Source organism: Citrobacter sp. Cpo142, from assembly GCF_030332425.1.
Taxonomy (GTDB): Bacteria; Pseudomonadota; Gammaproteobacteria; order Enterobacterales; family Enterobacteriaceae; genus Citrobacter; species Citrobacter portucalensis.
Window position 1 is genome coordinate 1 of sequence record NZ_JAOWHW010000147.1, and the last position, 19,037, is coordinate 19,037.

25 protein-coding genes and 1 pseudogene are annotated in these 19,037 nt (G+C 51.0%); 19 read left to right on the plus strand and 7 right to left on the minus strand.

All coding sequences use genetic code 11. The annotated features are described in order from the left end of the window. The 4 genes and pseudogenes from OGY18_RS24525 to OGY18_RS24540 all read right to left on the minus strand — a co-directional run. Window positions 1–774: pseudogene (locus OGY18_RS24525) on the minus strand (RecT family recombinase); the annotation flags it as partial. Next, the gene (locus OGY18_RS24530; protein ID WP_286554648.1) at window positions 752–3,772 is read right to left on the minus strand and encodes a RecE family exodeoxyribonuclease; all 3,021 of its coding nucleotides are present in this window, start codon (window positions 3,770–3,772) and stop codon (window positions 752–754) included. The gene OGY18_RS24530 and the pseudogene OGY18_RS24525, both read right to left, overlap by 23 nt. A gap of 139 nt (window positions 3,773–3,911) precedes the next feature. Continuing rightward, window positions 3,912–4,073, minus strand: coding sequence for a YdaE family protein (locus OGY18_RS24535; RefSeq protein WP_286554650.1), 162 nt, complete (start codon window positions 4,071–4,073; stop codon window positions 3,912–3,914). Between the two features lie 11 nt (window positions 4,074–4,084). Then, window positions 4,085–4,291: a hypothetical protein gene (locus OGY18_RS24540; protein WP_016156718.1), complete on the minus strand. Its 207-nt coding sequence runs from the start codon at window positions 4,289–4,291 to the stop codon at window positions 4,085–4,087. Window positions 4,292–4,637: 346 nt separating this feature from the next. On the opposite strand from OGY18_RS24540, the gene OGY18_RS24545 reads away from it, so the two are divergent. Continuing rightward, on the plus strand, window positions 4,638–4,844 hold the full coding sequence (locus OGY18_RS24545; RefSeq protein WP_029139561.1) for a hypothetical protein: 207 nt from the start codon (window positions 4,638–4,640) through the stop codon (window positions 4,842–4,844). Window positions 4,845–4,875: 31 nt separating this feature from the next. Here the strand turns inward: OGY18_RS24545 and OGY18_RS24550 are convergent, their stop codons facing one another. The 3 genes from OGY18_RS24550 to OGY18_RS24560 all read right to left on the minus strand — a co-directional run bounded on the left by OGY18_RS24550 (window position 4,876) and on the right by OGY18_RS24560 (window position 7,172). Next, complete coding sequence (locus OGY18_RS24550) at window positions 4,876–5,256, minus strand: SEN1984 family lipoprotein (protein ID WP_019076926.1); 381 nt, start codon at window positions 5,254–5,256, stop codon at window positions 4,876–4,878. Window positions 5,257–5,345: 89 nt separating this feature from the next. Beyond that, the gene (locus OGY18_RS24555; protein WP_019076925.1) at window positions 5,346–6,254 is read right to left on the minus strand and encodes a hypothetical protein; all 909 of its coding nucleotides are present in this window, start codon (window positions 6,252–6,254) and stop codon (window positions 5,346–5,348) included. A 195-nt stretch (window positions 6,255–6,449) separates the two neighbouring features. Then, window positions 6,450–7,172, minus strand: coding sequence for an XRE family transcriptional regulator (locus OGY18_RS24560; protein ID WP_019076924.1), 723 nt, complete (start codon window positions 7,170–7,172; stop codon window positions 6,450–6,452). 68 nt (window positions 7,173–7,240) lie between these two features. On the opposite strand from OGY18_RS24560, the gene OGY18_RS24565 reads away from it, so the two are divergent. From OGY18_RS24565 to OGY18_RS24650, 18 genes are all read left to right on the plus strand, one after another. Beyond that, window positions 7,241–7,468 (plus strand): hypothetical protein, encoded by a 228-nt coding sequence (locus tag OGY18_RS24565; protein WP_019076923.1) that lies wholly within the window; start codon window positions 7,241–7,243, stop codon window positions 7,466–7,468. Between the two features lie 31 nt (window positions 7,469–7,499). Beyond that, the gene (locus tag OGY18_RS24570; RefSeq protein ID WP_286554651.1) at window positions 7,500–8,039 is read left to right on the plus strand and encodes a toxin YdaT domain-containing protein; all 540 of its coding nucleotides are present in this window, start codon (window positions 7,500–7,502) and stop codon (window positions 8,037–8,039) included. 167 nt (window positions 8,040–8,206) lie between these two features. Then, entirely contained in the window at window positions 8,207–9,154 is a 948-nt protein-coding gene (locus tag OGY18_RS24575) for a DnaT-like ssDNA-binding domain-containing protein (RefSeq protein WP_016156235.1), read from the plus strand. A 2-nt stretch (window positions 9,155–9,156) separates the two neighbouring features. Next, on the plus strand, window positions 9,157–9,906 hold the full coding sequence (locus OGY18_RS24580; protein ID WP_264363836.1) for an ATP-binding protein: 750 nt from the start codon (window positions 9,157–9,159) through the stop codon (window positions 9,904–9,906). 18 nt (window positions 9,907–9,924) lie between these two features. Further along, entirely contained in the window at window positions 9,925–10,236 is a 312-nt protein-coding gene (locus tag OGY18_RS24585; protein ID WP_264363835.1) for a hypothetical protein, read from the plus strand. After that, complete coding sequence (locus tag OGY18_RS24590) at window positions 10,233–10,835, plus strand: hypothetical protein (RefSeq protein ID WP_286554652.1); 603 nt, start codon at window positions 10,233–10,235, stop codon at window positions 10,833–10,835. Before OGY18_RS24585 ends, OGY18_RS24590 begins: the two co-directional genes overlap by 4 nt. Further along, on the plus strand, window positions 10,832–11,044 hold the full coding sequence (locus OGY18_RS24595; RefSeq protein WP_110497747.1) for a hypothetical protein: 213 nt from the start codon (window positions 10,832–10,834) through the stop codon (window positions 11,042–11,044). The genes OGY18_RS24590 and OGY18_RS24595 overlap by 4 nt, the downstream gene beginning before the upstream one ends. Next, on the plus strand, window positions 11,041–11,460 hold the full coding sequence (locus tag OGY18_RS24600) for an ead/Ea22-like family protein (RefSeq protein ID WP_286554653.1): 420 nt from the start codon (window positions 11,041–11,043) through the stop codon (window positions 11,458–11,460). Before OGY18_RS24595 ends, OGY18_RS24600 begins: the two co-directional genes overlap by 4 nt. Before the next feature lie 3 nt (window positions 11,461–11,463). Further along, complete coding sequence (locus tag OGY18_RS24605) at window positions 11,464–11,778, plus strand: hypothetical protein (protein ID WP_286554654.1); 315 nt, start codon at window positions 11,464–11,466, stop codon at window positions 11,776–11,778. A gap of 1 nt (window position 11,779) precedes the next feature. Next, window positions 11,780–12,199 carry an HNH endonuclease gene (locus tag OGY18_RS24610; RefSeq protein WP_286554655.1) on the plus strand — a complete coding sequence of 140 codons (420 nt, stop codon included), beginning with the start codon at window positions 11,780–11,782 and terminating at the stop codon, window positions 12,197–12,199. Continuing rightward, the gene (locus OGY18_RS24615; RefSeq protein WP_264363830.1) at window positions 12,196–13,044 is read left to right on the plus strand and encodes a DUF551 domain-containing protein; all 849 of its coding nucleotides are present in this window, start codon (window positions 12,196–12,198) and stop codon (window positions 13,042–13,044) included. The genes OGY18_RS24610 and OGY18_RS24615 overlap by 4 nt, the downstream gene beginning before the upstream one ends. A gap of 228 nt (window positions 13,045–13,272) precedes the next feature. Continuing rightward, entirely contained in the window at window positions 13,273–13,530 is a 258-nt protein-coding gene (locus tag OGY18_RS24620; RefSeq protein ID WP_019076548.1) for a hypothetical protein, read from the plus strand. Next, entirely contained in the window at window positions 13,527–15,401 is a 1,875-nt protein-coding gene (locus OGY18_RS24625; RefSeq protein WP_286554656.1) for a DNA cytosine methyltransferase, read from the plus strand. The genes OGY18_RS24620 and OGY18_RS24625 overlap by 4 nt, the downstream gene beginning before the upstream one ends. A gap of 450 nt (window positions 15,402–15,851) precedes the next feature. Then, complete coding sequence (locus OGY18_RS24630; protein ID WP_193153181.1) at window positions 15,852–16,451, plus strand: DUF1367 family protein; 600 nt, start codon at window positions 15,852–15,854, stop codon at window positions 16,449–16,451. Beyond that, window positions 16,451–16,657, plus strand: a complete 207-nt coding sequence (locus OGY18_RS24635) for a hypothetical protein (RefSeq protein ID WP_193153180.1) — start codon at window positions 16,451–16,453, stop codon at window positions 16,655–16,657. The genes OGY18_RS24630 and OGY18_RS24635 overlap by 1 nt, the downstream gene beginning before the upstream one ends. Window positions 16,658–16,659: 2 nt before the next feature. Beyond that, a complete protein-coding gene (locus OGY18_RS24640; protein ID WP_286554657.1) occupies window positions 16,660–17,265 on the plus strand; it encodes a recombination protein NinG in 606 nt (201 codons plus the stop codon). Window positions 17,266–17,476: 211 nt separating this feature from the next. Next, window positions 17,477–18,166: a bacteriophage antitermination protein Q gene (locus OGY18_RS24645; RefSeq protein ID WP_286554658.1), complete on the plus strand. Its 690-nt coding sequence runs from the start codon at window positions 17,477–17,479 to the stop codon at window positions 18,164–18,166. Between the two features lie 155 nt (window positions 18,167–18,321). Then, window positions 18,322–18,837, plus strand: coding sequence for a hypothetical protein (locus tag OGY18_RS24650; protein WP_286554659.1), 516 nt, complete (start codon window positions 18,322–18,324; stop codon window positions 18,835–18,837). The last annotated feature ends 200 nt before the right edge of the window (window positions 18,838–19,037 follow it).

A 19,037-nucleotide genomic window follows, 5' to 3' on the forward strand; every position in this document is an offset into this window, starting at 1 on the left:
GCATCGATTCGTTCGCGGAAATCATCGGCAAGAGAGTCGATATTTACCGACGATTCCTGTGCGCTTTGCGTGGTTGTGACGGTGTCACCTGAGATATCAGCCAGGTTAACGTGTTTCGGTGCTGGGTTAATCTCTTTCTCAGTGCGTGGCTCAACTTCATCTGGACTGTAGACGCCGAGGATGACTTCTGGGCAGTACAGGCGAGCCCAGTACTTCACTGCCAGATAAGCGATCTGCTGCTTCGGCGCTGTTTTCCACAGTGGCGAGTTACGTGTGGTGATATCTGCCAGGTAGATTGGCTCGCCCCAGGTGATTTCGTCTTCTCCGCGCAGTACGGCGCCAACCCGGATAAACAGGCCTAATTCATCACGGCCGTCTTTTTTCCCGGCGATCTTCTCCCAGTCACCGCCGTATTCGTAATGGAAGCGACCAACGATGGCGCTTGAGCTGGAGATTACTGCGTTAACCAGTTGCGCTTCGTAACCCAGAACGCCGTTGACCAGGTGCGTTTTCTGGGCAACTGCATATGGGTTCATTCCCCACTGCATAGCCTGCATGACGATAGCCATACAGTCGGCGGGTTTCCCCGCCAGGTGTTTGGGGACGGTGACGGCAGACTGCGCCATCAATTCAGCGAAAGAGGTGAGCTGCCCGAGTGCCTGTACGTTGAACACAGCGTTGCTGGCGGAAATGGTGTTTGGTGCCTGCTCGGTCGTAATGATGTTGGTATTTTGCATGGTCAAATCCTCCATTAAGCCAGACGCAGCGCTTCAAGGCGGCGCAGGTCGAAGTCGTTCAGTTCGTCGGTGTAGTCTTCGGTTATCGGTGCAGACCAGCAATCGGTGTCATACGCATCTGCGAGTGCACGCATGGTGCGCTGATACTCCAGCAGCCCGAGATCGAGCAAATCTTCCGATGCCTCAATTACCGCCACCCAGTGGTAGCCCTCGTCTTTGTTGACGAAGATCCAGAAGAACTGATCAAAGTCGGCAACGGAGCAATACATGCCAGCGCTGAGGTGGTAGTCGCGGTCGATGATTTCCCGGTGCAGTTTGGCGCGCAAACCGTCTTGCTTAACGCGTCCCATGCTGATCGTCTTCAGGTCAACACCGATACGAACGCCGTTGATTTCAACCTCAAGGTCAGGGCGCACACGGACTTCCAGACCGGTTTCGTCGTCCATCCCGAAATAACTGGTTTCCACTGAACGGGAAGGATGGCGCAGCAGTTTCCCGGCTGATTCATGATTCAGTAGGGCTTGCTGAATTGCCGTGGCCAGCGTCAGTTGCTCTCTGGACAGGATGGTTTTCCCATCAGCGCTATCGCGCCATTGCTGCTCAAATTCATCAGCGAAAATGGCCTCCGGGCTGACCGCGCGTATCGCCGCCTGAAGTTCTTCTTTCTTACCGGTGAGCTTCAGTTGCTCGGCCTTTGGCTTATCCGCGTTAAATTCTCGAATGAACGCCTTCATGGAGTCGGTGGTGGTAAACGCCTCAGCCGGAATACCTGGGAATACCGCAAACTCTTCGTGGAGCTTTTCGGGCTCCAGGGCCAGGGTGTGCGCCAGGCTACCGAACGTCAGCGCCTCGCTGCTTTCGCGACGGATAGTCTTGGTCACGTGACGGCCGTGATAGAACATCAGGCTGACGCGTGCGTCTTTTACCTGGGTAGAGCTGATACCATTGGCTGCGTGATAAACCTCGTTCGGCAGACCTTCATAACGGCCAGGTTCGAAGTAAGCCGGGTACACAACAGCCGGTTCGTCTGATTGCGTTTCTGGCTCGGTTTGTGCCGAAACCGGTTCGGTTTGGTTTACAGAATCGCTATTTTGGGCGACAGAATCCGTATTCTGGTTCACATCGGCTTGCTGGCCGGTATGTGACTCTTCACCAGTTTCCAGACTGCTTTCGCCTGACTGCACTTCATTACCAGCCTGTTCTTCATCACTGACAGCTTCTTCCATCTGCACATCGCTGGTGGCTTCCTCATTAAGTGGTGAACGGTCATTTGGTTGTTGATCACCCATCAGGCCATCAATGGAGAATACGCCGTTGCCCATGTTGGCGATTTCTGGCTGTTTCGCTACTGTTTTCTGCTCCGCAGCGACCTGCTCATTAACCTCATTTTCCCAGCTGACGTCCGGCGCATGACCAGCATCAGCCAGCGTTTCTTCTGAGGGGTTTGAGTGGTCATTTTCGGTTAGATTGGCATTAATATATGCCCGCAACCGCCCAGGAAAGTTAACTAACTCGGATGACGTGCCGCGGATGAGTGCAAAGATGGCGGCGCGTGAAAAGTCTAGGATACCAGCGGTTTTGCGCAGCGCCTCAGACCATTCGCTGAACGGACTTTCTTTCTTGCTGACAATCTCTTTAGCGCGACGGTAGACCCCACCAGGAATGTCGTAGATATTGAAATCCATTGGCAAGGTGGCCAGCGCAATTTCAACATCCAAAGTGTCCAGTGTGTGGACATAGTCGGTATTACGATCGGTCTTATTTCCACCGCCAGCATTGATTTTGACGTCAGTGCGTTGAATCTGCGCAACACGGTTGCCTTTCTGCCATTCCTTGACCAGCAGGCCGCGATCGATATATTCAGTTTTGAACCACACCGTCAGGAACTGGATAATTGTTGCCAGCTCCGGTTTCTTACCGTCGACAGGGAAGACTTTCTTAACGGCATTCACGACTTTATGAATATCGTGCTCAATGGCTTTTTTGAATGCTTCCACATTCTCAGCTGCCAGCAGCAGGTTCTGGACGTACGCGTCATCGGTGTCCATCTCAAGGCGGACAATCTCATTTTTCTGCCCGGCGTCGACGTGATAGAGATATTCACCATTACCGATGAACTGAGCCAGTACGCGCTGGCGGAATGGCAGGGTGGCAACAACGATTAGGTTCGGTTGCTGTGTCTGCTGGGATTGCTCTTCAGTACCGACTTCACCATCAACGGCGCCACCTTCGGCCCGGCCGTTCTCGTCGGTCTGGATACCGTCCTCAACAGTGAGATCTTGACCCGTTGTAACGTCAGCAGCGCTGCTGGTTTCAGTTTTGAGCAACTGCAACTTACCACTGCGCCAGTCTTCTACCAGTTGATTGCGGTCACCGGCATCGGTGTTCACCCAGTCAGACATGAATGCAGCGATCAATCTTGGTTCGTGCTCTTCGTCTGGTGTGAAAATGTCCTTAACCGCCCGAATCATTTTCCACTCAGCATTCAGGCTGAGTTTGGCAGTCGCGGGTACATCGTTCCTTGCCACAAGCAGGCTATGGAGATATGTATTGCTCTCATCCAGTGACATTTCGCTGGCAGCCAACTGCTGCTCTTTAGTGACGTGGGTTTGGTATTTATCGTTCATCAGATGGACGGCAAAGCGGACCGCTGGAGTACGGTTTTCAACCGGGACAATTTCGGACGCAGTCGCATCTTCAACGATTACGGTCGGAGTAGGTGTGGAGGGGGCGTCAACGGAACCAGTAGACACACCAGCGGCTTTTGGCAGCCAGGTGCGCCCATCGTCCTGAAGCTCGTAGCGATCACACCAGGTTAAATCAACCTCACCTTCTTTCGGCAGGCCGTCGACAACTGGGAAATCAGTGCGAATCGGTTTGGCGTAGTCCTTACCCCGACCTGTTTCGATGCCTGCATCTTCCAGCGCAACATCCAGCATCAGGTTGGCGCGAGCCTCTGTTTTTGCAGTGAACCAGACAAAAGCATCAGGCTTTCCCGACTTTTGCGTGGCTTTAACTACATATGGAAATTCCATGTGAGATCCTCATTTTTGGGTGTTAGAATCCCCGGGCCATTGATAGCGCCCATTGGGTTAACTTTGGTTTTGATGTTGTTTCCGGTGTAACTTTGGTCGGTGGCACCGGACGTAGATCCCGCCTTGCGCGGGTTTTACGTTAGCCTTCGTGAGCCATCTGGTCGTGCGAAGCGCAACGTTTGGAGCAATACTCTTTTTCTTTGCGCGCCAGCTGTGAGCCGTTGCGATAGAGAAGGGGGCTTTTGATTACTTCTTCCGTTTTAACCGGCTTGCTGCAGTAACCGCATTTCTTGTCTTGCATGACACTCTCCGTTAATGGCTGAGGCCATTCCCCAGACCGTTCAGATAAACTTCAACCAGCAAATCCCTGGTGTAAGTCATCTCAACGCCTCGATGCAGATACAAACGACCACGAGCATTAGCTGATGCTGTCCAGGTTGAGTCTTTGTGTTTGACGAGCATTCCAGGCTGAACTGCGCCGCGGTTTACTGTCTGTGTACCGTAGTGCTGATGAACCATGATGTTCTCCAGTTTTTCTGAGTGAACTTCGCTGGTGGTGCCGTGACGCTGATCTTCACGGTTGAGCGTTTTAACTCGGCAATTCACCACCGCGAAGCTCACTTTTGTGCTTTGCCCTTGTCGCCAGGCTGGCGGAACGTTTGAACTTGATGCGCTTAGTGTTTCGCGATGGGATGATAATGTACTATAAGTTCATTGAAGTAAAGTACCAATAGTACATTTAAGTGGTGTGGCAAGTTCATAAACGCATAACAATATGAACTTTAAGATTATTTATTTTTTTCTCTAGTCTTGCTATGCTCAAAAAAACACCAAACAGGGTATTGCTATGGGCTTAGGTATGGATATGTCACGTGATGAATTGCTGGAAGATCGCGCAGCTTTCATAGCTGGTGAGATTGGTGGGGCGGTTGTTGAGTTGATAATCGACGGTGTGGTGATTGACTGTGAGGCTATTGTCGATCGACTGGAAGCGAAGCGAAAAACCGTGGGCAATATGATTCACAAAGGTGTATTGCGGGATGCAGCGGAGTTCGTGAGGAAGGGGCAATAATGGCCCGACTTTCTTTGCCGGGCAAATGGTGCTAGTCGGCCCAACCGGATTTTGTATTGATCGCCGATTCCGCCATTGTGTATTTTTGTACGGTATTATCTTTAAATAGAATGGTCAGTTCTTTCTTAGTGCCGTTCGTGCCGTTATGGAACAAGCCATAGAATGGAATGAATGAGGTTCCATTCACTTTAACTTTGGCAAATGAGTACTTCCAGATCTCATTACCACCATCGGTATAAGAGACTGCATCAGGAGAGCCAAACAAGGTTTTCACTTCAACCTTGGTCGTTTTCCCTTCATGAATTTTAGACTGAACACTTGTTTCAGTTTCACTTTTAAGTTTCTGATTTCCAGAAGACGCGCACCCTGTGAGGGTTACAGCTAATGCTACTGCCAGAGCCATTTTTTTCATTATGTATATCCATTGATTGCAATCGGAATCATCTTAACATTATGAATTATCTGGTCAAATAAAAACCCGGCACGGTGGCAGGATTAATTTCATTCCGCGATTAATTTGCTTAAAAATATTTCTGTTGGCTTGTATGCTTCGCCTTTAGATGACGTAAGTTTATAAGTAATGGTTACATCAGCGCGGAAGGCGAATTTATGGGATAGGTCTTCTGGTTTAATCCCGGGTGCCAAAACTAGTTTTACCCTTCGATCAACTAAGCCAGGAATCACGGCAGCCCATCCCTTTGTCGGATTGTCGAGATCAAGAGCTCTTATCTCAAGGTCAACATCGTAATGGTCTCGAGTATATGTATCTGCTTCAAAACTAACCTCGGTTGGTGTTTTAGAGATTAAATCTGAAGGTATTGTTACGGAAGCGTTATCGCTACCTATCATCAATGTTGCATTTTCGTCATTTCGCGCTGGAGATAAAATTTTGACAGCACCTTTGGCAGCGGTTTTTTTATCAACTAATGTACTATTGAGCACCGACTGTATTCTTTCAGGTGAAATGTTAGTTTCGCCAGCACCTATGTTAATGATTATATTATTATTTGCTTCGAAGTGGGAGGCATTATTGGGTGCCATGTTTTTGACGGCTAAATACATACCCGTGGCGAGTACACCTGCTATAACCGTCCAAACTAAGGCGCTACGCATTTTTCCTTCTCCGATGTACCTTTCATGCGCATTTTCGAGAAATTTATCAAAATTCTCTTCGTTGCCAAAACCTAACTTGATAAGAATTTTTTCAGTTAGGCTCCCGACTTCTAACTTTTGAATCCTAACTTCAATATCCAGGATATCACTTCCAGTTAGCTCTGCAAGGACTCCTTTAGATTGTTTGATGATAGCTTCCCAGCCTTGAAGAGACTCAATGATTTCTTTAATGCTGGGGTTATTACCTATTGAATAATAAATGTTTTCAGTGAATTCTAATTGATAAGGTGCTTCCATTACCATTCCCACTATTAAATTTTATTTAAGTTTTCTACCCAGAGGTGGTTCGTATGGCCTATGTGCAATACCCAGCCTCATAAGCTCTCCGTGGGGAGTTATTCCGCATCATCCCTAATCCGCCGCCCCATGTACTTGGCGTACGCCTTGTTGTACCGACCTTACCCAAACTCTATTCAGGCTACTGTTAATCGACTAACCATGCTTCCTGTAGGTCTGCGGCATGCTGCCGATCACCTTTCCGAAGACGAAAATCTTGTTCATCTCTTCCTTCTCAATTGGCTCCCACGGGCGATAGGTCTGGTTGTCTGAGATTACCAGTAGTTTGTCTTTCATCTTCTGAAGTCGCTTAACATGAGCTGTTTCGTCGTACAGGAAAGCGTAAATTCCATCACCATCAAAGTGTTGGATGCTGATATCGACAAAAAGCAGATCACCCGGCTCTATCGTGCCAGACATGCTGTCTCCGCGGACGTTGATGATGCGGATTTGTTCCTGCTTTCGTCCGTTGAACATTTGGCGCGCATCTTCAACTGAGTATTCCACAGAGCGAAGCACCTCCACGAACTCGCTATTGATCACGCCCGGGCCTGCACTGACAGATACATTGAGCACATCTATGCGAAATATTTCTGTCGATTTCTGCAAGCGTCCCTCAGATATTCCATCAGCCTCGCTGTCACCTAACAGGTAAGTTGAAGTTGTACCAATACTCGCAGCAAGCTCTTGCAGCTTCCCGCGTCTTGGAATTGATTCCCCGTTAAACCATTTGCTTACGGCCTTTGGTGTCAACTTCATCTTTTTGGCTATCTCAGCCTGACGACCATGAACCGGCAAACCAGCTTTATCGCAGGCCAGCGCTAGCCTATGGGAAAAGTCTTTTCGCGCTTTTTCTTCCTGAACCATAGGTTCAATCATAATATCTCTTGCGTGAACTATCAGTTCCGACATAATATGTACTTACAGTTCATATTGAGGGTTAAAAAATGCAACCAACAAGCCTTGGCGAAATCATCAAATTGATTCGCGTACCCGTGGTGGCCAAAGCATGCGAGCGGACTCCGCGAGCAATTTACAAGTGGATCAATAGTGGGTGCTTGCCACGTACTGATTACACCGGTGAGACAGCTTATGCATCGAAAATTGCTGAGGCCTCAGGTGGTCGCTTTACCACCACCCAAATTCTTGAAATCAGCAAACCAAAAGTAGCCTGACCGGCGCTTTAACCACGAAAGGGAAAGCACTATGCAATCACTTACGTTTTACCAGGATACAGGATCGCCGCAGCAGGCGGTGATAAATCGTGCTCAAGCGTGCAAGGGACCTAGCCATGAAGATATTCGTGATGCCGTTCGCTCATGGGCGGGTGTAGATGGTCAGGATGTCGTTTCTGCTCTGATCGTCGAAGAATACAGGGCGCAGGGTGGTGACGAGATTACTTTCCCTAGCGATCTCAGCCGACAGCGTCAGAAGCTTTTCCGCTTTCTGGATAACCATTTCAACAGCGAACGGTACCGCGAAAACGTTCGCCAGCTGACTCCGGCAATTCTTGCTGTTCTGCCGCTCGAGTTCCGCAACCGCCTGCTGCCAGAAGACAACGTTATGGCCCGTCTGGCTCGGCTGGAGAAAGAAACCAGTGAAGCAAAGATTGCCGTCGCGCTGGATGCGCCACGGCATCAGAAGCTGAAAGAGTTGAGCGAGGGGATAGTAGAGATGTACCGCGTTGACCCTGGGTTAACCGGTCCACTAATGGAGATGGTGCAGATGATGCTGGGGGCTATATGACCGGTTCAAAAATGGCGAAAGCCGCGGTGCGCGAACACCAACGGCTTTCTGGTGCAATTCATTGCGAAATCATTGCGGGGTAAGTATGCCTAACCACAAATTGTTTTGCCAGCGTGTCGGACCGCGACTGGATAAATCTTCCCTTAATTATTCTTCAGGAGGACTTAATGGCCGGGGACTGGATAAAGATGCGTACATCACTGGTCACCAGCCCGAAGGTGAACGGAATTGCGCGAATACTGGAGCGTTCACCGGAGGTGGGAAAAATGTTCACACTTTCGCATAACACCACGCTATCAGACGTTGTAACGCGTAACGTAACCCGTAACGTTACGGTGTCGTTACTAGTAACGTTTTGGTCTGCGGCAAATGAACACTCGCGTAACGGTGTATTTGAAAATGCAGACCTGTCTGATATCGATGATATTGTCGGAGTACCCGGTTTTGGGGCTGCATTATCAACCGTAGGCTGGGCCATTTATGATGCGGAGAATAACTGCGTCATTCTTCCAAACTTCAATGAATACAATACGTCAGGTGATATGCGCTCAGCTACGGCCAAGACAAATGCGCAGCGCCAGAAGGAGTTTCGTGAACGGAAAAAACTCCAGGAAAGTAACGTAACGAGTAACGTTACTAATAACGTAACGCGTAACCACAGAGAAGAGAAGAGAAGAGAAGATCTAAACCCAGAGAGAGAACGCGCGGGCGGAAGTCATTCTGGGGATGATATTTCTGGAAATCACCCACCTCTGCCAGCTATCCCTCCCAAACCTCAGAACGAGGATTTTGGGCCCGGTCTGGATTTTGGCCCATTGGGTAAATTTCCGATCACTGACTCATGGACCCCGTCTCCAGACTTCGTGCGTCAGGCTGCGCTCTGGGGTAAGAACGTCGGCACTGAGCCGGGTTACACCGCTGAAGAACTTCAGCAATTCCGTGATTACTGGATACCTGACGGCAAGGTTAAACACCAGTTGGCTTGGGAGCAGACCTTTGCCAACAGTCTGTTGCAATCGCGTGGTCACGGCCAAAGGACCGTCCATGTTGGACAGCGAGATCCCAACCGAATTTCTGAGCCAGATAAAACCATCCCGACCGGGTTCAGGGGGTAACGGTGAAAAACATTGTTAATTCTGGCAGCGCTCTTGAGCGCCTGAAAAAACTCATTCCGCCAGGCGTTCAGCCGAAGTTCACCAGCGCAGCAGAGCTGCTGGCGTGGCAGCGGGAAGAAGGCCTGAAACATTGCGAAGAGTTGGACAAGCTGAATCAGAAAGCGCGCACAGAGAAAATCTTCGGCCGCTCAGGAATTCAAAGCCTGCACCGCAGCTGCACGTTCGCGAATTATCAGGTTTCCGGGGAAGGTCAGCGCAAAGCCTTCACGATGGCAAAGAGCTACGCACAAAATTTCGGCGCTGGGTTCGCAAGTTTCGTGTTTAGTGGCGGGCCTGGTACCGGTAAAAACCATCTGGCAGCAGCGATCGGAAATCATCTCCTGTCCGGTGGCCAATCAGTGCTGGTGGTGACAATCCCTGACCTGATGCTGCGTGTTCGCGAGTGCTACGACGGTGGCCAGTCAGAGGCTTCACTTCTGGATGACCTCTGCAAAGTCGATCTGCTGGTACTGGACGAGGTCGGTATTCAGCGCGGAAGCAGCGGTGAGAAAGTCATTCTGAATCAGGTTATCGACCGTCGCCTGTCGTCGATGCGTCCGGTAGGGATCCTGACAAACCTGAACCACGACGAGCTTCTCGGGGCGTTGGGTGCGCGAGTTATCGACCGTCTTCAGATGGATGGCGGGGTGTGGGTGAACTTTGACTGGGGCAGCTATCGCAAGAACGTTAGCCATCTCCGGATAGTTAAATAACTTCGAGGACAAATCACTATGGCAAGCAAATCACTGTGGGCAATTGTCGATTTTCTTCGGGTTAACCAGACCGTAACACCACGTCAGGTTCAGAACCTTCTGGGATGCGACTGCAAGAAGGCACACAACCTGCTGCTTCACCTGACACGCAAAGCGGTAGTTATCCGTACTGGCGAGCCGCATCGCCCGGTCTATTCACTTCAGTCCGGCGGGGAGCTGAACATCAAGCAGCTCAAATCGAACATGAGCAAAAACATGGTCGCATCCGTATGCCGCACAAGTCCGGCAATGCAGCGAGTACTGGCGTTTTACGGGAGAGCATCAGCATGAAACCAACATACGAAGAGCTTGAGCAGCAGGTGCTCGAACTGTCAGTACAACTCGCTAACGCCGAGAGCAAGTGCAGGGAGCTGGCGGCGAAAGTGCAAGCTGTGCGATGGGCTTGTGGTCAGGTATATGTTAAAGGGTACAACCACGGTCATCTAAACACAGTTGATAGGCTTCCTTACGCAGATGAAAAAGACCTCGTAATGCGTGGTGGTGAGGTTCTTTGTGAATTCACCGACCCGGATCATTGCGGCGTAGCTGCTGACGCTATTCTGGCTGAAGTGCGGGCGCAGGGTGTGACCGAATATGCCAGTAAGCGCGGATTCTCATTCCAACACGGCAGCATCCACGCGCATTTCGGTAACGGCGATGTGATGGTGGGTTCGGTGACATTCGAAAACGGCGATGCTGGAATTAACTTCGCTCCTGTTCGTGAGAAAACTGGCGGCGTTGGTACGCATTACGATTGGACCAAAGGCAAAACAGCGGAACAGGTAGATTCGGTATTTGTTATCGCCAGCAGTAACACTGAAGGGCTGGAAGTTATTCGTGACAAATTATCTGAAGCTATCGCCCAACTTCGCAAAGGAGCAGCGCTATGAGCAAACCAACCGATGAAGAAATCATCCAGGTGCTTCGTGACCATGGCAATTGCATGACCTATGTGGTCACTCACTGGTTACGCGATAAATACAAGGGAGCCAAGACAGCGTATGTGCTGCGCCGCCTGAAAAAGCTTGAGGCTCTCGGTGAAGTGAAGCGAGTGAAAAGTAGTTATGCGGTTCAAATCTGCTGGGAGGCCGCCCAATGACAGAACTCAACAAACAGGCGCTGCGCGGACAGAGCGTGGAAGGTTCATATTACCTGGCAGAATGCGGTCATTGTGGCGAGATGTACCCAAGTAACAAGCTGGATGGAGGGGAGCCGCTATTTTCCGGCGATTACGGTGAATGCTTCTGCCACCTCTGTGGCGCTGATGATTCTGATATTGCAGATAACGGGGCTTGGGGTTCTGAGGCCGTAATCGCATGGAACTACCAGCAGAAGCGCATTGAAGCGCTGTTGGATGAGCTGGAAGCCTCAGAGAAGCGCATAGCAGACCAACGTGGAATCATTTTATCCGCTCGTAAATTTATCAGTGAGTACGCAGTTAATGGCGACCATGGCGCTGCTGAATTCGTGAAGATATTAGACCGCGCCGCTGGCATTGGCGTGAAGGGGGAATGAGAGATGAGCAAATTTACAGACGTACATGACCTGTTAATCGCGTACCAGAAACAGGCGCGAAAAATACCACCTAAGGGTGTTTATGCCTCAAGACATCGGCAGGTTGAGGTAAACGCGGCCCACGTGCGAAAGATAATGCGTAAGCGTCGGCGCTCGGCTGGTAAGTCCAATAAGCTCGGCTATCGGTTTACGGCGGAAATGCGCGTAGCACTGATTTGCGACATGAACTTTTGGGCGCTGGTATGCCGCTCGAACCGCCAGAACGCCAGCCCAGAAAAATATGTTGCCGTCGCTGGCATTGGCGTGAAGGGGGAGTGAGATGGCGCTGACGAAAAAACAACGTGCAGAGCTACGCATGAAGTTTGGCGGTCGCTGTGCTTATTGTGGCTGCGAACTACCAGAGAAAGGCTGGTATGCTGACCATGTTGAGGCTGCATTGCGGAAGTGGGAATTTGGCGAACGTCAGTCCAATGGAACCCGGCGTGCTGTTGCAACCGGGGAATTCTGGCGACCTGAGAATGATGCTATCGAAAATCTTTTCCCGGCTTGCGCACCGTGCAACCTGTTTAAAGCCACATTCAGCGTGGACTTATTCCGGGAAGAAATTACGCGGCAGGCAGAACGTGCTCGCGCATATAGCGTCAACTTCCGCACTGCTGAACGATTTGGCCTGGTTGAAGTTGTCGAAAAGCCGGTTGTGTTCTGGTTTGAAAAATATCAAGAAGGGGCTACTGCATGACAACTAACAACCATCCGGCGAACGGTCCTGTATCACTCGAGCGCCTGCACCAGATACGCGAAATACTCAGCAAAGCAGCGGAACAAAGCGACGGCGGTAATCTCGGCTACGCAATGGCTGATGCTGTGAAGGTGATTGATGGGGCTATTGCGGCATTTGGTGCTGAGCCTGCACCAGTAGATATTGAAATGCTGGCCACTGTACTGAGAAACGCTCCGTTAGCGCCGTCAGATAGCCAGGGCAAGCCGAGAGCGCCGGTAGTGCCGGATGAAGATCCGCGAGATGCATTCGAGCGAACATTCAAAATGCCGAAGCATGTCACCCGCTGCGGTACCGGATATGCAGTAACGGCATATTCCGCATGGTTAGCCCATGATTTCGTTAGGATGTGGGAGGGCTGGAACGCTTGCCGCGCCGCCATGCTTCAGGGTGCCGAACCTGCAAGTAATTGCGATGAATTACCGCTGGACTACCTGCAAGGGCACAAAGACGGGCTGGAATGGGCAGCACAACTGGCAAAAGCAAATCATCCGGAAACTGGCGACTGGCTTTACGATGACCCTATCGAATTGTCAAAGGCGATACGCAAGGGGCCGGATATGCCATTATCCGATGGCAACTCTCCGGTGATTCAGGATGGCTGGATTAAGTGCAGCGAGCGGATGCCGGAAGACGAGCAGGAGGTTCTAACCAGGAACAGGATGGGGCATTGCTTTGTATCGTTCTTTGATGAGCATTCAGGGCTGTTTTTCGACAGAGTAGATGTGGCCGCCGCATGCTGTATAGAGCACATATTGGTAACCCATTGGATGCCACTGCCAGCAGCACCGCAGCAGGAGGAGTGAGGTGAGTACTTATCTTTTTTTCGGTTTCCTTGTTGTTTGCACTCTGTTTTGTATGGTGATGCTGTGGCGGGTGGTCAAGGTGGCAAAGTGGCGATTCAAGGCCCTCGAAATGAGTGCTGATGATTATCGGGCACTACCTGAATTTAATAAGATGTTGTGGATGATTTGGATATGGAGGCTAGAACGCTTCCCGAGATGTAATAAGCGGGCATGGCGGGAGACGAAGTGATGGATCAGCTACTGCAATATGCCACGAACCGGATAATTGAGCTGGAAAACCTGCTGCTGGTGAATGTTGAGGAAACTGTCTGGCCTGCCGAAGTAGGAATGGTATATAGCCAGATTGAAAGTGCCGGAGATCTCCCGGCACATCACCAGCGCCGTCTGAAGCATCACATCAACCGGATGTGGCTGGAGAAAATGCCGGTACCGTCGATTATCGCTGCGGCCCGGTCACTGGCCATCGCTATGGAGAAATACGAGTGAGAGAAATCATCGTTGATAACTTTGCTGGTGGCGGTGGCGCATCAACCGGTATTGAAATGGCGATCGGCCGCAGCGTTGATATTGCTATTAACCACGACGAGAACGCCGTGGCGATGCATACAACGAACCACCCTGATACATTGCACTATTGCGAGTCCGTGTATGAGGTTCGACCAAAGGTAGCTACCGCAGGCCGTCCGGTGGCGCTGGCGTGGTTTTCTCCAGATTGCCGCCATTTTTCTAAAGCTAAAGGCGCTAAACCTGTCGAGAAAGCGATCCGTGGACTGGCTTGGGTAGTATTGCGCTGGGGGCTGGATGTTGAGCCGCGGGTCATGAAACTGGAGAACGTCGAAGAGTTTAAAACGTGGGGGCCATTACTGGCCGGTGAAATGCGACCGGACCCGGACCGCGCAGGCGAAACTTTCGAGGCATTCATCGGCATGCTGACAACAGGCATCCCGGCTAACCATCCGGCGCTGGCAGAATGCTGCGAGTTTTTGAATATTTCACTTGATAGTGAGGATGCAGCTCGACTGGTTAAAGGTCTGGGCTATGTCGTTGAGTATCGCGAACTGCGCGCCTGCGACTACGGCGCACCGACAATCAGAAAACGTTTCTTCATGGTCATGCGCCGCGATGGGAAGCCGATTGTGTGGCCGGAACCAACGCATGGGGATCCGAAATCACCTGCGGTTCAGGCTGGCAGGCTGGCGCCATGGCGTACAGCTGCGGAGTGTATCGACTGGTCAATTCCGGCCCCATCGATATTCGGGCGCAAAAAGCCGCTGGCAGAAAATACCCTGAAGCGCATCGCGCGCGGCATACAGCGCTTTGTTATCGACAGTGCATCGCCGTTCATCGTGAAATGCAACCACACTACGACCAAAGGGAAATACGACTGTTTCCGTGGACAGGCACTGAGTGAGCCTTTGCAGACCATTACCAAAACCCATGGCTATGCGTTAGCCGTTCCACACCTGACAAAGTTCCGTACCGGCGCAACCGGGCTGCCCGTTACCGAACCGGTACCGACGGTAACTGCTGGTACATCAAAACGCCCGGGCGGGAATGGGCATGCACTTGGGATTGTTGAGGCTGCCATTGCACCATTTGTTGGCCGTCAGTTCGGTGCCAGCGTCGGTCACCGGGCAGACGAACCGAGCGCAACCATCACCGCTGGCGGTGGCGGTAAATCTCAACTGGTAACTCCTACGCTGATCCAGATGGGTTATGGCGAACGACCTGGACAAGAACCGCGTGTGCTGCGACTGGATAACCCGCTGGGGACCGTTACTGCAGGTGGTAATAAATTCGCGACGGTGAGCGCGTTCCTGGCAAAACACTACGGCGGTAACTATACGGGGCCGGGTGTCAGTATGGATGAACCAGCGCATTCAGTAACCACTGTCGACCATCATGCGGTAGTTGCCTCTCATCTGGTGAAACTGCGTGGAACATGCCGCGACGGGCAACCAACCAGTGAGCCAATGCCAACGGTGACGGCGGGCGGGCTGCACGTTGGCGAGGTGAAAACAACCCTTGCGGTCGATGAATACGACGAACATCGCGCACAGCAGACGCTGGCGTTTCTGCGTGAATATTGCGGCGAGGATTGTGACGGTCTGGTGACCATTGACGGCATAACTTACCGCATCGTTGATATAGGTATGCGCATGCTGCAGCCACACGAGTTATACCGCGCGCAGGGCTTCCCTGAGTGGTACATCATCGACCAGGACTATCGGGGCAAAAAGTACGCGAAGGATAAGCAGGTTGCACGCTGCGGAAATGCCGTCCCGCCGCCGTTTGCTGAAGCACTGGTGAGGGCTAACCTGCCGGAACTTTGTAGAGAACACGAAGCCGCTGCCTGATATAATGTCATCAAGCCAAGTTTCTATGTGGCTCTCTGGTAAGTACCATTCATCATTAAGGCGGTAAAATATGAATATTGATTATCTGCTGGTTGGATGTTGGCGAAACGGAGACGTTGTTCGGACTTCGCCGGACGCAGGCTTCGTTTTACCTAAGTCTTTAGTATTTAATCCAGCCCACGATGACGCCCCTCAATACTCAGAGCGAACTTTAAAAGTGCATGTCATGAATCACTTAGGTAAGAGCTATGCAGTAGCGTTAGGAGAGGGATCGCATAGGATGGTTAGCCAAGATGATATCGGAAAACTTATTGAGCGATCAAAGGTTCACCCCCTTCCCGAGGCAGTGAATAGTTAGATTAAAATGACCTTTGATTTTCCATAATCAAACCGCCATAATTCCCGCGTCAGCCTGAACAACTGACGACTTGATGCGCCACGGAGAGAACCATGGCGCACGAACTACAACTCATCAAGCAATCTTCAGGAATCCTGATCCCGGCTACTCCCGAGACCAGCGATGTTCTGCAATCAAAAATCAAACTCGGCGCCGTGCTGGTGGCCGAGTTCCGGCAGGTACGCAACCCGGCGTTTCACCGTCGTTTCTTCGCGTTACTCAATCTCGGTTTCGAATACTGGGAGCCTACTGGCGGAGCGATCTCCTCCAACGAGCGCAAACTGGTAACCGGCTACGCCAAATTCCTTTCCTCATTCGCGGGAAGTGAAGCAGCTCTCCTGGACGCTGCCGAGCAATATCTCGACCGTATCGCTGATAAGCGCGCAGGTAGCATCAGCATCTGCAAATCCTATGACGCATACCGTGCATGGGTGATCGTCGAGTCTGGTCACTATGACGCTATTCAGCTTCCTGACGGAACACTTCGCAAACACCCCCGCAGCATTGCCTTCGCCAACATGGACGAAACCGAGTTCCAGCAACTGTACAAAGCCGCGCTTGATGTTCTGTGGCGCTGGGTATTGTCCCGGGCATTCAAGACTCAGCGAGAAGCGGAAAATGCCGCATCGCAGCTTATGAGCTTTGCGGGGTGATGGCGATGAAATACTCCTTTTTCCACCATCACGAATGCACAACCGAGCAGGCCGACGAACTTATTGCCTGTTACCGACGCCGCGGCGCCACGGTAGAACGCAGTCTTAATCGTGACAACATCACCTGGACTGTCAGTGTGCAGTTACCGGAAACCGAGAAAGCCCCGCGCCCAAGCCGTGTCTGGCAAAACAAGGCGTGGGGGTGAGTATGGCTAAGTTACCGCGCCGTAAGTGCGCCAACAAAGAATGCCGCCAGTGGTTCCATCCTGTGCGCGATACGCAGACCGTATGTGGATACGAATGCGCCAGCGCTTTCGGCAAAGAGCAGACCAGAAAAGTCCGGGAGGATGCGCTGCGCAAGGAGGTGAAGCGCCAGCGCCAGGAGGCGAAAGAACAGCGGGCGCAGCAGGCCGAGCGTCGCCAGGCTGTGAAGCCACTCAGTCACTTCATCAAGCAGGCCCAGCAGGCATTCAACGAGTTCATCCGGTACCGGGATCAGCACCTACCATGTATCAGCTGCGGGCGGTATCACGACGGCCAGTACCATGCTGGTCATTTCCGCACGACCGGAGCGAACCCGGAGTTACGCTTCAATGAAGATAATTGTCATCGACAATGCGCCCCCTGTAATAACCACCTCTCCGGAAACCTGACGGAATATCGTCCAGCGCTGATTCAGAAAATCGGCCAGAGCCGCTTTGATGCCCTTATGGGTCCACATGAATTACCGAAATGGAAACGCGACGACTACATCCGAATCCGCGATGAGTACCGCGCAAAACTCAAAGAACTGAAACAGCGGGAGGCAGCGTGAAAATCACTTACAGCGACGAAGGAACCCATGCCCGTATCTGGTTGACCGGTCCTTTCTGGCAGTTTGGAAGAGCGAGGCGTGTTGCTGACGCTGGACTCATGGCTTCCCCAGTTAATTCGTGGGAATCGAAAGGATTGACCTTCCAGATAACTCTTTACGGGAAAAGCTCTCACATTCTGCGCGCATATAAAGCGATAGCTAAGGCGGCCGCATGAATACTCAATTTCTCGAATACGTCCGCCAGCAGCTGATTATGGCCACCGCCGATCTGAGTGGTGCGACGAAAGGGCAGTTAATGGCATGGTTGGAGAACGCGCAGTTCGATACTGGAACGTTTAAACGTAAAAAGCCTCGATTGCTGGATGAAGTGACCGGGGAAATGATAACGCTGGATAACCCGCCAATCCCGGGCAAGCAATCGCATGCCAAGGGTTCGCATATTCCCCTGGTGCAGCCAGTTGAATATTCAACGGCATCGTGGCGCCGCGCGCTGATGTCACTCGAAGAACACCAGAAGGCCTGGCTGTTATGGAACTACAGCGAGAATGTGCGCTGGGATAATCAGGTGCTGATTACTCAGTGGGCGTGGTCTAGATTCTGCGAGCATCTGGCCGGAAAAAAGGTGGCGAAGAAGACCATTGACCGTTTACGGCAGTTGATATGGTTGGCGGCGCAGGATGTGAAAAGCGAATTATCCGGGAAGGATCCGTATCAGTATGGTGATCTCGCTGCGCTGGTGGGGGTTAACAAAACAAACTGGTCTCAGAATTATGTGGAACATTATGATGCGATGATCAGCCTGTATAAGGGGCTGGACTCACAGTCACTACATCATGTCTCGCGATCACGTTCACAACAAAAGGCAGCAAATTATCAGCAAGGTATTGCAGAAATGAACTAAATAGCATATATTTCGTGTAAATCTGATATTGTGCCATTGTTGTATGCACTGGCAGTAAATGAGTTTTCGAGCCCGAGGTTAACGCCTTGGGCTTTTGCGTTTCTGGAGGTTTTAATTGTTTAACGTCAACGCGTTGGTGAGAAAAGGAGTCAAGAATGTTCGTTTCAGATGACCTTTTGGAGAATGGAATGGACATTACTTACGATGACATTAGAGCCAGTAGAGAGGCGCTTGAGCAAAAATATCTCAAACGCAAAACTGAGTTGCATGAGTACGGGTATAAAATAGTAAGAAGTTATAAAGAGTCTTTAAAGCTTCCTGACAATCACTATGTCAAAGCTGATGGCTCCCAGCGGGCGTATGTAACTTGCGGTGTAATAAATAGTAAGCAGAATTATGAGTCTCGACCATTATCTGTCTTGCCTCTTGATGATAATTATGGTCTTCAATTTTTGATCAGCACAGCAGTTGAAGACTCTCCAGCAAGTAATGATCAATACGTCTATGTGGAAGTTTACATTTGGAAAGAAGCGGGGATATTGATGGTTACCATCGATAAGCAAGATACCCTGTCTGCTCCGTACCCAGAAGAAGATAATGCCTTTGCTGGCGTGGACGCACTGATTAAATCTCGAGTACTGTTTAAATGTACTGACGAACGACTTGATTAATCAACTCAAATCAACTTCAAGCCCCGGCACCCGCTGGGGCTTTTTTATTTCAGGCTTCCGGGAATCATCCGCTACGTGCTTTGTTGATAAATCCAGCCCGTGAAGCCTGACCCTTTTCAAACACACAGCGCCATCCGAAAAATCGGAGGTGAGGCTATGACCAGAATGAGCACCATTTACAGCAGACTTTCATATGGAAC